Consider the following 12962-nt stretch of genomic DNA (forward strand, 5'->3'; position numbering starts at 1 on the left):
ATCGGGCTAAGTCGGACTGGGAGAGCAGGGAATGACGGGCAGTGAGCAGGCGCCGGGGCGGGATGCCCTGGCCGGTGCGCGGCGGGTGGTGGTGAAGATCGGCAGCGCCCTTCTGACCAACGACGGTCGCGGCCTCGACGAGTCGGCGATCGGCGGTTGGGTCGATCAGATCGCCGAGCTGCACCGCCGGGGCATCGAGGTGGTGCTGGTGTCCTCCGGGGCCGTGGCCGCCGGCATGGTACGTCTGGGCTGGCAGTCGCGGCCCGGCGCCGTGCATGCCCTGCAGGCCGCCGCCGCGGTGGGGCAGAACGTGCTGACCGAGTGCTATGAAGGCCATTTCGGTCGCCATGACGTCCTGACCGCGCAGATCCTGCTAACCCACGATGATCTCTCCAACCGCAAGCGCTACCTGAATGCCCGCTCGGCGCTGCGCACCCTGGTGGAGCTCAGGGTGGTGCCGGTGATCAACGAGAACGACACCGTTGTCACCGACGAGATCCGCTTCGGCGACAATGACACCCTGGGAGCGCTGGTCGCCAACCTGCTCGAGGCCGATGCGCTGATCATCCTCACCGATCAGGAGGGGCTCTTCGACGCCGACCCGCGCCATCACCCGCAGGCGAGCCTGATTCCCGAGGCCCGCGCCGACGATGCACGCCTGACGGCTATGGCCGGCGGCGGCGGGGCACTGGGGCGTGGCGGCATGACCACCAAGGTGCGGGCGGCGCGCCTGGCGGCCCGTTCCGGGGCAGTCACCGCCATCGCCAGTGGTCGCCAGCCCGAGGTGCTGACGCGCCTGATCGAAGGGGAGCGACTGGGCACCCTGCTGCGTCCCGAGCAGGCGCCGATCGCCGCCCGCAAGCGCTGGCTGGCGGGGCAGCTGCAGGTGCGCGGCCGCCTGACCCTGGACGCCGGGGCGGTGACGGTGCTGCGCGAGCGAGGCTCGAGCCTCCTGCCGGTCGGGGTCAAGGCGCTCAGCGGCGACTTCGTGCGCGGCGACATGGTGGAATGCGTCGACGAGCAGGGCGCGCGCATCGCCAAGGGCCTGATCAACTATGGCGCCGAGGAGGCCGCGCGCATTCTCGGCAAGCCCAGCCACCAGATCGAGGGCCTGCTTGGCTATATGGAAGCCCCCGAGTTGATCCATCGCGACAACCTGGTGGTGCTCTGAGGCGTCAGGCCCAGACGCGACGGGGCCTGTAGCAAGGGCAGGGTTGGCATGCTAGACTATGCCATCCTCTCAGACATGGCCCGTTTACTTTCACGGCCAAACCGGTTGGGAATCCTGTGCTTTTCCCAGCAAGGTCAAACATTTATACAGCGTTGCCGGCGAAACCGGTAATGATTCTCCAAGGAGATAACGGTGGCAAACTCTAAGCAAGCTCGTAAGCGCGCCCGTCAGGCAGAAGCTCGTCGCGTCCTCAAGGCCGGTCAGCGTTCCATGGTGCGCACCTACATCAAGCGCGTCATCAAGGCCATCAACGGCGGCGACCACGGCCAGGCCATGACCGAGTTCAAGGCGGCTCAGCCGGTCATCGACCGCATCGCCGACAAGGACGCGCTGTCCAAGAAGAAGGCCGCTCGCATCAAGAGCCGCCTGAACAAGCGGATTAAGGCGCTGGCTGCGTAAGCCGGACGCTGACCTAGGGAATTGGCCCGCGCGCCTCGCGCGCTCAAGGCACATTGCCCCCAGGGAAAAAACCGGCTTCGGCCGGTTTTTTTGTGGCTGAACTCTTTCTGTTGTTTATCTTGTCGCCGTGCATCGGTGCCGCCCGACGGCCCGAGCGACATGGACGCCCGTGACGTGGGCACAGGAATACTTGAAGGGACGATCGCGCGTGGCTCAGCAAGACCCCTCGACATCCTCGGCGACGGCCGCTCAGCCCGTCGCCCGCACCGGCCTGCTGCGCTCGGGGCTGGTGGTCGGTGCCATGACCATGCTCTCGCGGGTGCTGGGGCTGGTGCGTGACGTGGTCATCGCCGCCCTGCTGGGTGCCGGCAGCGGGGCCGATGCCTTCTTCGTGGCCTTCAAGATCCCCAACTTCCTGCGCCGGCTGTTCGCCGAGGGTGCCTTCAACCAGGCCTTCGTGCCGGTACTCTCGGAGTACGCCACCCGGCGCAGCCGCGAGGAGGTGCGCGAGCTGCTCGATGCGGTGGCCGGCAGCCTGACGGTGGTGCTGGCGCTGATCACCGCTCTCGCGATGCTCGCGGCGCCCTGGCTGGTGTGGGTGTTCGCCCCGGGTTTCGGCCGCGATCCGTCCAAGCTGGCCATGACCGCCGACATGCTGCGGCTGACCTTTCCCTATCTGCTGCTGATCTCGCTGACCGCCTTCTCGGGCAGCGTGCTCAATACCTGGAACCGCTTCGCGGTGCCGGCCTTCACCCCGGTGCTGCTCAACCTGTCGCTGATCGGTGCGGCGCTGCTGCTCACTCCGCTGATGGAGGCCCCGGCCATGGCGCTGGCCTGGGGCGTGCTGATCGCCGGCGTCGCCCAGCTCGCCTTCCAGGCACCTTTCCTTGCGCGGTTGGGGCTGCTGCCCAAGCCCTGGCCCTCGTTCGCCCACGAGGGCGTGCGGCGAATCCTCAGGCTGATGGCGCCGGCGCTGTTCGGCGTCTCGGTGTCCCAGATCAACCTCTTGCTGGACACCGTGCTGGCCTCGCTGCTGGCTGCCGGAAGCGTGTCCTGGCTGTACTACTCCGATCGCCTGGTCGAACTGCCGCTCGGCGTGTTCGGCATCGCCATCGGCACGGTGATCCTGCCGGCGCTCTCCAAGCGCCACGCCGAGCAGTCCGCCGAGCACTTCGCGAAGATGCTCGACTGGGCGCTGCGCGCGGTGCTGCTGCTGGGGATGCCGGCGGCGCTGGCGCTGGCCGTGCTGGCCGAGCCGCTGTTGATCACCCTGTTTCATTATGGCGCCATGACCGATCACGACATCGCCATGGCGGCCATGAGCCTGAGGGCCTATGCCCTGGGCCTGGTGGCCTTCATGCTGATCAAGGTGCTGGCGCCTGGCTACTTTGCGCGCCAGGACACCAGGACGCCGGTCAAGATCGGCATCATCGCCATGGTCGCCAACATGGCCTTCAACCTGCTGCTGATCTGGCCGCTGGCGCATGCCGGCCTGGCGCTCGCCACCGCGCTCTCGGCCTTCCTCAATGCCGGCCTGCTGGCTCGGGGGCTGCGTCGTGAGGGCGTGCTGGTGTTCCAGCCCGGCTGGGGGCGCTACGCGTTGCAGCTGGGCGGCGGCTGCGCGGTGATGGGGCTCGGTTTGTATCTGCTGGCCCCTGACTGGCAGGCCTGGCTCGGCTGGGGCCTGTGGCCGCGGGTGCTGACCCTGGCCGGACTGGTCGCCGGCGGGGCCCTGGCCTATTTCGCCTGGCTGGCCGCGCTGGGCGTCCGGCTTCGGCACTTTCGGTTGAATGGCTAGCGGTTGAATCGGGTGGCGACCGGTCGCCAGCCGGCATGGATAGGCGCCGGACGGCCGGGCCGTTATAATCGATCCCTTTACTTGGCGCGCGAGACACGCATGCGAGTGATTCGAGGACTACACAACCTGCCCGAGGCACCAGAGGGCTGCGTGGCCACCATCGGCAACTTCGATGGGGTCCATCGCGGCCATCAGGCGATCCTCGATCAGTTGCGCGAGCGCGCCGCCAAGCTGGGGTTACCGGTCACGGTGGTGGTCTTCGAGCCTCAGCCGCGGGAGTACTTCGCCGGTGACCAGGCCCCGCCGCGGCTCACTCGCCTGCGCGACAAGGCCCGGCTGCTCGCCGAGTGCGGCGCCGACCAGGTGCTGTGCCTGCCATTCAACGAGGCGCTGCGCAGCCTGACCGCGCGACAGTTCATCGAGCGCATCCTGGTCGCGGGCCTGGGGGTGCGCCACCTGGTAGTGGGCGATGACTTCCGCTTCGGCCGCGAGCGCGATGGCGACTTCTCGCTGCTGGCCCAGCTAGGCGAGGAGTGCGGCTTTGGCGTCGAGCACACCCGCACCTTCCAGCTCGATGACGAGCGGGTCTCCAGCAGCCGGGTACGCACCCTGCTGGCGAGCGGTAACTTCGCCCAGGCCGCCCGCATGCTGGGGCGGCCCTATCGGCTGGCCGGGCGAGTGATCGTCGATCGCCAGCTCGGCCGCACCATCGGCACCCCCACCGCCAATGTGCCGCTGCTGCCGCAGCCCTTGGCGTTGCGCGGCGTCTATGCGGTGGTCACCGAGCTCCCCGATGGCCGTTGCCTGCCCGGGGTGGCCAATATCGGCTGGCGGCCCACGGTGGGCAGCACCCGGCCGGTACTCGAGGTGCATCTGTTCGATGTGAACGAGGATCTCTACGGCCAGCGGCTGCGGGTCTATCCCTGCGCCCGGTTGCGCGGCGAGATCACCTTCGATGGGCTGGAGCCCCTGAAGCGGCAGATCCAGGTCGATCAGGCCCGGGCGCGGGACTATTTCGCACGCCATGGCTCGACCGCGACACCGGATGACAGCGAGGCCCGTCAGGGCATCGCCGGCCCCGCGGATGCCCCCGCATGTTCAACGGCTCCTGCTGCGGCATTCTATACGCTACCTCTTACGGCACTTCCTCTGGCATCGGCGCCTCTGGCGCGCGAAGCCGCGACTTCTGACTCCTCGGTGGGCCCGGCCCCCACCGACCAAGATGACGGCTGACCCCAAGGCTATGAGCGATTACAAGCACACACTGAATCTGCCCGAGACCGACTTCCCGATGCGCGGCATGCTGCCCAAGCGGGAGCCCGCTCGGGTGGCACGCTGGCAGGACATGGATCTCTACCAGCGCCTGCGCGAGGCACGAAAGGGCCGTGAGAGCTTCGTGCTTCACGATGGCCCTCCCTACGCCAACGGCAGCATTCACATCGGCCACGCCGTCAACAAGATCCTCAAGGACATCATCGTCAAGTCGAAGAGTCTGGCCGGCTTCGATGCCCCCTACGTGCCCGGCTGGGACTGCCACGGCCTGCCCATCGAGCACAAGGTCGAGACCACCCACGGCAAGCGCCTGGAGCCGCAGCGGGCTCGCGAGCTTTGCCGCGAGTATGCCGGCGAGCAGATCCAGGGCCAGCTTGCCGACTTCGTGCGTCTGGGCGTGATCGGCGACTGGGACAACCCCTACCGCACCATGGACTTCGTCAACGAGGCCGGCGAGATCCGCGCCCTGGCCGAGATGGTCAAGGGCGGTTACGTCTTCAAGGGCCTGAAGCCGGTCAACTGGTGCTTCGACTGCGGCTCGGCGCTGGCCGAGGCCGAGGTGGAGTACGCCGACAAGAAGTCCGAGGCCATCGACGTGGCCTTCCCGAGTGGCGACGACGCCAAGCTGGCCGCGGCCTTCGGCCTCGACGCGCTTGCCAAGCCCGCCGCGGTGGTGATCTGGACCACTACGCCCTGGACCATCCCCGCCAACCAGGCGCTCAACGTCCATCCGGAGTTCAACTACGCGCTGGTCGACGTGGGCGATCGCCTGCTGCTGCTGGCCGAGGACCTGGTCGAGAGCTGCCTTGCGCGCTTCGGGCTGTCCGGCGAGGTCGTCGCCACCACCCGCGGCGAGGCGCTGGACCTGATCGAGTTCCGTCATCCGCTCTACGAGCGTGCCTCGACGGTGCACCTGGCCGACTACGTCACCTGCGACGAGGGCAGCACCGGCATCGTGCACTCCTCGCCGACTCACGGTGTCGATGACTTCAACACCTGTCGCGCCTACGGCCTGGAGTTCGATGACTTCATCAGCCCGGTGCAGGGCGATGGCGTCTATGTCGACGACCTGCCGCTGTTCGGCGGCATGATGATCTGGAAGGCCAATCCGAAGATCGTCGCCGCCCTGGATGAGGCCGGCGCGCTGATGGCTCACAAGACCATCACCCACAGCTACATGCACTGCTGGCGCCACAAGACGCCGATCATCTACCGCGCCACGGCGCAGTGGTTCGTCGGCATGGATGTCACCGCCCGCGACGGCCGCACCCTGCGCGAGGCGGCCCTCGAGGGCATCGAGCAGACCCAGTTCGTGCCGGCCTGGGGCAAGGCGCGCCTGCACTCGATGATTGCCAACCGCCCGGACTGGTGCATCTCCCGCCAGCGCAACTGGGGGGTGCCGATCCCGTTCTTCCTGCACAAGCAGACCGGCGAGCTGCACCCGCGCACCGTCGAGCTGATGGAAGAGGTCGCCAAGCGCGTCGAGGCCGAGGGCATCGATGCCTGGTTCAACCTGGTCCCGACCGACCTGCTCGGCGATGAGGCGGCCGACTACGAGAAGGTCACCGACACCCTGGACGTGTGGTTCGATTCCGGCACCACCCACTGGCACGTGCTGCGCGACTCCCACCAGCTGGGCCACGCCGAGGGCCCGCGGGCGGATCTCTACCTCGAGGGGTCGGATCAGCACCGCGGCTGGTTCCACTCCTCGCTGCTGACCGGCTGCGCCATCGACGGCCACCCGCCGTACCGGGGCCTGCTGACCCACGGCTTCACCGTCGATGCGCAGGGCCGCAAGATGTCCAAGTCGATGGGCAATGTGGTGGCGCCCCAGGAGGTCATGGACAAGCTCGGCGCCGACATCCTGCGCCTGTGGGTCGCCTCCACCGACTATTCCGGCGAGATGGCGGTGTCCGACGAGATCCTGAAGCGCACCGCCGACGTCTACCGGCGTATCCGCAACACCTCGCGCTTCCTGCTCGCCAACCTCAACGGCTTCGAGCCCGAGCGGGATGCCGTGGCCTTCGAGGACATGCTGGCGCTGGATCAGTGGGTCGTCGACCGGGCCGCCCAGCTGCAGGCACGCATCGAGACCGCCTATGACGAGTATCGCTTCCTCGACGTCTACCAGCAGGTGCACTCCTTCTGCTCGCTGGAGCTCGGTGGCTTCTATCTGGACGTGATCAAGGATCGCCAGTACACCACCCAGCGCGATTCGCTGGCTCGGCGCAGTGCCCAGACCGCTCTCTACCGGGTGGTTGAGGCGCTGGCACGCTGGGTCGCGCCGATCCTCTCGTTCACCGCCGAGGAGATCTACGAGAACATTCCTGGCAAGCGAGCCGACAGCGTGCTGCTCGAGACCTACTTCGAGGGGCTCTCGACGCTCGCCGAGGACGCGCCGCTGGGCCGCGAGTTCTGGTCCCGGGTGCTCGAGGTCAAGCAGGCGGTCAACAAGTGCCTGGAAGACGCCCGCAACGCCAAGCAGATCAAGAACGGCCTGGCCGCCGAGGTGACCCTCTACGTCGATGACGCACTCGAGGCGACGCTTGCCAAGCTCGGCGACGAACTGCGCTTCGTGCTGCTGACCAGCGACGTGCGCCTGGCGCCGTTGTCCGAGAGTAAAACGCCGGAAGGCGCCGACGCCGAGGCCACCGAGCTCGAGGGTCTCAGGGTCGCCGTGGCGGAAAGCGCACACACCAAGTGCGAGCGCTGCTGGCACCACCGCGAGGACGTGGGCAGCCACGCCGAGCACCCGGACCTTTGCGGGCGCTGCATCACCAACTTGCCGGACGGCCCCGGCGAGACGCGTCAATATGCCTGAGAGTAAGCACGCAACCGCCAAGGCCGATCAGCCCAGCGCGCCGCCGATGACGCGGCCGCTGCGCTGGCTGTGGTTGTCGCTTGCGGTGATCGTCTGTGATCTCGGCAGCAAGGCGCTGGCCACGGCCATGTTGGCCTACGCGCGGCCGGTGGAGGTGTTGCCGGTCTTCGACCTGACGCTTCTGCACAACACCGGCGCCGCCTTCAGCTTCCTGGCCGAGCACGCCGGCTGGCAGCGCTGGCTGTTCGCCGTCATTGCCATCAGTGCCAGTATCGGCCTCACCGTCTGGCTGCGCCGGCTGCGCGCCGGCGAGACGCTCTTGGCCGCTGCGCTTGCGCTGATCATCGGCGGGGCGCTTGGCAACCTCTATGACCGGCTGGTGCATGGCTACGTGGTCGACTTCCTGTCGTTCCACTGGGGCCAGGCCTACTTCCCGGCCTTCAACCTGGCCGATGTCGCCATCACCCTGGGCGCCATCGGCCTGATCATCGAATCCCTGCGCGACGCCCGCCGTGGGCGAGCCAGTTCCTGACGGAGCCAACCATGAGCGACTATCGCATCGACGAGGGCATGGAAGTGACCCTGCACTTCACCCTCAAGCTCGAGGACGGCACGGTGGTGGATTCCACCCGCGACAAGGCACCGGCGACCTTTCAGGTCGGCGATGGCAACCTGCCGCCGGGCTTCGAGGCGCCGCTGTCCGGCCTCACCGACGGCGACACCGGTAGCTACGAGATCACCCCGGAGCATGCCTTCGGCCAGCACAACCCGCAGAACGTGCAGCTGATGAAGCGCGACGACTTCGAGGGCGAAGTGCCGGAGGTGGGCATGGTGATGTCCTTCGCCGACGCTGCCGGCGGCGAGCTGCCCGGCGTGATCGCCGAGATCGACGGCGAGCAGGTCAAGGTGGACTTCAACCACCCGCTGGCCGGGCGCACCCTGACCTTCGAGGTCGAGGTGATCAAGGTGGCGCCCGCCACCACTCACTGAACGCATCACCCGGCCGCCGCACGGTGGCCGGGCCGCTTCTTCCCGCAAGCGATGCCCGCGGGCATCAAGGCAAGGCAAGCATGCATATCCAGTTGGCCAATCCGCGCGGCTTCTGCGCCGGCGTCGACCGCGCCATCGAGATCGTCAATCGTGCCCTCGATGTCTTCGGCGCGCCCATCTACGTGCGTCACGAGGTGGTCCACAACCGCTTCGTGGTCGACACCCTGCGTGAGCGCGGGGCGGTCTTCGTCGAGGAGCTTCACGAGGTGCCCGACGACGTGATCGTGATCTTCTCCGCCCACGGCGTCTCCCGCGCGGTGCAGGAAGAGGCCGAACGGCGCGGCCTGCGCATCTTCGACGCCACCTGCCCGCTGGTCACCAAGGTGCACATGGAGGTGCTGCGTTACGCGCGCCGCGGCCAGGAGTGCATCCTGATCGGCCATGAGGGGCACCCCGAGGTGGAAGGCACCATGGGGCGCTACGATACGAGCTACGGTGGCGCCATCTTTCTGGTGGAGGACGAGGCCGACGTGGCGAGCCTCGAGGTCAAGGACTCGAGCCGCCTGGCCTTCGTCACCCAGACGACACTCTCGATGGATGACACCGCCCGGGTGATCGATGCGCTGCGCGCCAAATTCCCCGAGATCCAGGGGCCGCGCAAGGACGACATCTGCTACGCCACCCAGAACCGCCAGGACGCCGTGCGAGAACTCGCCGCCGGGAGCCAGCTGGTGCTGGTGGTGGGCAGCCCCAACAGCTCCAACTCCAATCGCCTGCGCGAGCTCTCCGAGCGGGTCGGCACCCCGGCCTACCTGATCGACGACGCCGAGCAGATCGAGGCCGGCTGGCTCGAGGGCGTCGAGCAGATCGGCATCACCGCCGGCGCCAGCGCCCCCGAGGTGCTGGTCAAGGGCGTGATCGAGCGGCTGCAGGCGCTGGGCGCCGATGTCCCGCAAGAGCTCGCCGGCCGCGAGGAGACCATCACCTTCTCGATGCCGAAGGAGCTGCGCGAGCAGGTGATCGTCAGCGACTAATCCCAGCCTGAAGCGCCGAGCCGTGCGCGACCAACACGAACCGGGCCAAGGGCCCGGTTTTTTATGCACGGTTGTGAAGAAGCCGACTATCCTGAACCATACTGGTATCACAACCATGATGATTTGGTAGGAGAGAGTTGCAAGTGAGACGAATGACCAGAGCCAAGTACGCCTCAGGCTTCACGCTGATCGAGCTGATGATCGCCGTGGCGGTGATCGCCATTCTCGCCTCCATCGCCTACCCGAGTTACACGAACTACATACAGGAAGCCCGGCGCACGGACGCCAAGGCCACCTTGATGGAGGTGGCCGGCCAACTTGAGCGTTGCTACACGGTGACGGGCGACTACCGTTATCGAAATGCCGACGAGGACGATTGTGTTGATTTCACCGACCTCGAGTCGGATGAGCGCTTCTACGACATTGCCGCGCCGACCCTGACGGCATCGGCCTTCACCCTCTCGGCGGACCCTAAGCAGGCTCAGGCCAGTGATACCGATTGTGATCCCATTCGAGTCACACACCAGGGCATCAGGACGCCAGATGCTTGCTGGTAAACGGGGCGGTTCGACGGGCTTTACGCTGATCGAACTGCTGATCACCATGGCGGTGGCGATCATCCTGGCCACCGTCGCGGTGCCCAGTTTCGTCGACATGATCAATCGCCAGCGCTTCGCGACGGAGTTCAACAGCGTGCTGATTGGCCTGAATCTGGCCAGGAGCGAGGCGATCAAGCGGCGTGAAGCGGTGAGCTATGTGGTCACCGAGGCAGGCGATAGCGATGCAGGCACCGGATGGCAATGGCAGGTACAGGATGGCGTTGGCGAGGTGATTCGCCAGGCCTCCGGTAGTGGCAAGATATCGCTGGATCTTGATTGGTTGGATTCTAGCGATACTCCTCCTACCAGCATTACCTTCAACTCGCTGGGGCGGGTCAAGGGCGGGGACTGTACTCCTCCCTGCCACATCTACTTGTTGAAAGACGAGTACGGCATCAGGATCAGCCGCTATGGGGCAACTGCTCGGCTTGGTACGCCACCCTAGCTCGAAAAAAGGAGGCTCATAATTGCCACGGATTTCATCGAGTGGTTCTTGTCATATGAAAGGCTTCACCTTGGTTGAGGCGTTGATCGCGCTGCTGGTGCTGTCCATCGGCCTGCTGGGGGTGGCCGGGATGCAGCTCAAGTCACTGCAGAGCGCTCATATCGGATATCAGCGTTCTGTGGCCACGCTTGCTGCGGTGGATGCCCAAGAGCGGGCATGGAAATACATGGCCGAAAGTGATAAGCGGTATTGTCCCGGTCAGGACTCAGAGGATGCGGGTGCCTTATCCAGTATACAGAGCGCGTGGAAGGCTGATTGGCTGACAGGGACAGGCGTGGTTCTTCGCGATGCTGGTAGCGTCTGGAAAGCTCTCGATGACTGTGAGTATGAAGCTGTCGTCAAGTGGGAAGAGAGCCGCGCGGAAGGTGATGGCAACTTCACATACAGTTTCCGTTTACCGAATCTGAATTGAGAAGAGAGTTTATGCGTAGCTCTAGTCGCAGGCAGTCAGGCTTCTCCTTAGTTGAGCTGATGATCGCCATGGTGATCGGCCTGATCATTGTGCTGGGCGCCGGGCAATTGTTTCTGGTGGGGGTGCAGAATTTCCGTCAGGTCGAGCTGTTGGGCAACAAGCAGGCCGCGCTGACCTTTTCCGCCGAGATGGTGGTGCGGGATATCCGCCGTGCCGACAACAGCACGATCAGCTGGGACGAGAGTGCTGATCCACACACCCTGAGCCTGGAATTCCTGTCCGTCTCCAATGCGGATGGCTGTAGTCCCGGTAAGAGCGTTAAACGTCACTACTATGTATCAGATGGTGCTGCCGTGAGCTCATTGGAAGGATGGTCGCTGATGCTGGATCAGCAGTGCGGCAGTGCGTCTGCTACAACAGAGCCTCTGGTGACCGGGTTTGCACCGAATGGCCAAGGTTTCGAAGTGGATGTGTCTCAAAAGGCTGATGGCATCTACACCTTGACCATTTGCCTGATTGCCGAGACGGGTGATACGGACTGCGACCTCGCCTCAGAGGGAATGACGTTCCATGCCGTGAATCGAGTGGCCGCCCTGGCCAAATAAGGTGCTGGGTGTGGTTGCCTTGTTGGAGTAAGACCATGAAACAGCAGAACGGAAGCGCACTGACGGTCATACTGGTGATGCTGGTGATGGCGCTAATGCTGGGGCTTTCCAGCATTCAATCCTCCTTGGTCGATGAGCGCATGGCGGGGAACTACAAGGCCTCGATTCAGGCCTATATGGGGGCGGAAAAGGCCGCAGCGGATGGGGTGCAATATGTCAATAATATCGCTAATTCTGTTGTTTTCGATAGCTATAACATTATGAACCTCCACTCGATAGACTGGGTTGAGTTCACAGAGGGTAAGGGGGAGGCCCTTCCGGCGGTTAATTCGAGCCATGGTGGTGCGTGTGACGCACAGGTCGAATGCTACTATCGCTTTTTTATGGATATGGGGGGCGAGAAGTATGTCGCCGCGATGGGGGCAGTGGTGGAGGGCGACAGGGTGATCGCCGTCAGCGAGCCAGTTATCGTGGATCTTGTTTCTTCCTACGGAGGCGTTTCAGCTGCCTTGAGTGTGTATGGAGGAGTTAAAAACATTAATGGCGATATCCTTGATGATAAAGGAAAGGAGCCGGAGCCCTGGTACCCTACCTCTTCAAATGCCAAGGTGGCGGGTGGTGACTTCGGTGACGCAGAATCGGGCACTGGAAGCTTGAGCTCCATGTACTATGAGGGCGTGGAGATTAATTTATCCACTATCAAGAATATGGACCCAGAGGACACATTTCCTGACGGATACGATTACGGGGGCAACCTCGGGCAGGCGGGTCTGGACTCCATGGCGTTTATCGGCGAGCTTTACCAGGTGGCAATGGATTCAGAAAATGTGGTAACCACCCTTTCGGATTCTGATTTTATAAAAAAGGGTGATGCATGCTCTACCGGTGCAGGTGAAGAGGCCATTAGTTATTCTAAGTTTGCGGTCGTCGATAGTTTTAATTTTTCCGGCGACAAGAAGTTCTGTGGCGTGCTCGTCTTCTTGGGGAGCGACCTGACACTTGGGGGTACCGCCTTGGTGGAAGGTTTGGTGCTCGCGGCGAATCCGCATACAAAGACAGTAGACAGCAGTACGGTTTTTGACTTCTCCAAGCGCTCACAGAACGTCAACCTGATGATCAATGGCGGTGGCTCCAGTGGCTCGGTATTCTTCAACGAGACGTCCGTCAAGCAGGCATTCGAGTCGATCGGGGTGGGCGAGAATGGTTACCTTGACTACCTTAAGGGCGGCTCAAAGTCTTCCCTCTACACGATTGGCGGGTGGGGTGCACGATAGCCTTGGTGCCCTCGGAGAGCCA

General features: G+C 64.6%; 13 protein-coding genes. All 13 read left to right on the plus strand.

The features are described 5' to 3' along the window. Positions 1-31 precede the first annotated feature (31 nt). The 13 genes from proB to IEJ03_RS01545 all read left to right on the plus strand — a co-directional run bounded on the left by proB (position 32) and on the right by IEJ03_RS01545 (position 12940). Positions 32-1171 (plus strand): glutamate 5-kinase, encoded by a 1140-nt coding sequence (gene proB, locus IEJ03_RS01485; RefSeq protein WP_192035980.1) that lies wholly within the window; start codon positions 32-34, stop codon positions 1169-1171. Positions 1172-1363: 192 nt separating this feature from the next. Then, on the plus strand, positions 1364-1630 hold the full coding sequence (gene rpsT, locus IEJ03_RS01490; RefSeq protein ID WP_192035981.1) for a 30S ribosomal protein S20: 267 nt from the start codon (positions 1364-1366) through the stop codon (positions 1628-1630). A 208-nt stretch (positions 1631-1838) separates the two neighbouring features. Next, positions 1839-3428, plus strand: a complete 1590-nt coding sequence (gene murJ, locus IEJ03_RS01495) for a murein biosynthesis integral membrane protein MurJ (RefSeq protein WP_277950335.1) — start codon at positions 1839-1841, stop codon at positions 3426-3428. Between the two features lie 99 nt (positions 3429-3527). After that, positions 3528-4661, plus strand: coding sequence for a bifunctional riboflavin kinase/FAD synthetase (ribF, locus tag IEJ03_RS01500; RefSeq protein WP_192035982.1), 1134 nt, complete (start codon positions 3528-3530; stop codon positions 4659-4661). 10 nt (positions 4662-4671) lie between these two features. Then, the gene (ileS, locus tag IEJ03_RS01505) at positions 4672-7521 is read left to right on the plus strand and encodes an isoleucine--tRNA ligase (RefSeq protein WP_192035983.1); all 2850 of its coding nucleotides are present in this window, start codon (positions 4672-4674) and stop codon (positions 7519-7521) included. Continuing rightward, on the plus strand, positions 7514-8053 hold the full coding sequence (gene lspA, locus IEJ03_RS01510) for a signal peptidase II (RefSeq protein ID WP_192035984.1): 540 nt from the start codon (positions 7514-7516) through the stop codon (positions 8051-8053). The genes ileS and lspA overlap by 8 nt, the downstream gene beginning before the upstream one ends. An 11-nt stretch (positions 8054-8064) precedes the next feature. Then, positions 8065-8511 carry an FKBP-type peptidyl-prolyl cis-trans isomerase gene (gene fkpB, locus IEJ03_RS01515; RefSeq protein ID WP_192035985.1) on the plus strand — a complete coding sequence of 149 codons (447 nt, stop codon included), beginning with the start codon at positions 8065-8067 and terminating at the stop codon, positions 8509-8511. 80 nt (positions 8512-8591) lie between these two features. Then, on the plus strand, positions 8592-9545 hold the full coding sequence (ispH, locus tag IEJ03_RS01520; protein WP_192035986.1) for a 4-hydroxy-3-methylbut-2-enyl diphosphate reductase: 954 nt from the start codon (positions 8592-8594) through the stop codon (positions 9543-9545). A 152-nt stretch (positions 9546-9697) separates the two neighbouring features. After that, positions 9698-10102 carry a type IV pilin protein gene (locus tag IEJ03_RS15950; protein ID WP_192035987.1) on the plus strand — a complete coding sequence of 135 codons (405 nt, stop codon included), beginning with the start codon at positions 9698-9700 and terminating at the stop codon, positions 10100-10102. Continuing rightward, positions 10089-10589, plus strand: coding sequence for a GspH/FimT family pseudopilin (locus tag IEJ03_RS01530; protein WP_192035988.1), 501 nt, complete (start codon positions 10089-10091; stop codon positions 10587-10589). Before IEJ03_RS15950 ends, IEJ03_RS01530 begins: the two co-directional genes overlap by 14 nt. Before the next feature lie 22 nt (positions 10590-10611). Continuing rightward, positions 10612-11061 carry a prepilin-type N-terminal cleavage/methylation domain-containing protein gene (locus IEJ03_RS01535; RefSeq protein ID WP_242458015.1) on the plus strand — a complete coding sequence of 150 codons (450 nt, stop codon included), beginning with the start codon at positions 10612-10614 and terminating at the stop codon, positions 11059-11061. 11 nt (positions 11062-11072) lie between these two features. Further along, complete coding sequence (locus IEJ03_RS01540; protein ID WP_277950336.1) at positions 11073-11666, plus strand: prepilin-type N-terminal cleavage/methylation domain-containing protein; 594 nt, start codon at positions 11073-11075, stop codon at positions 11664-11666. A gap of 35 nt (positions 11667-11701) precedes the next feature. Beyond that, complete coding sequence (locus tag IEJ03_RS01545) at positions 11702-12940, plus strand: pilus assembly PilX N-terminal domain-containing protein (RefSeq protein ID WP_192035990.1); 1239 nt, start codon at positions 11702-11704, stop codon at positions 12938-12940. Positions 12941-12962 lie beyond the last annotated feature (22 nt).

Source organism: Halomonas sp. YLGW01, from assembly GCF_014840935.1.
Taxonomy (GTDB): domain Bacteria; phylum Pseudomonadota; class Gammaproteobacteria; order Pseudomonadales; family Halomonadaceae; genus Onishia.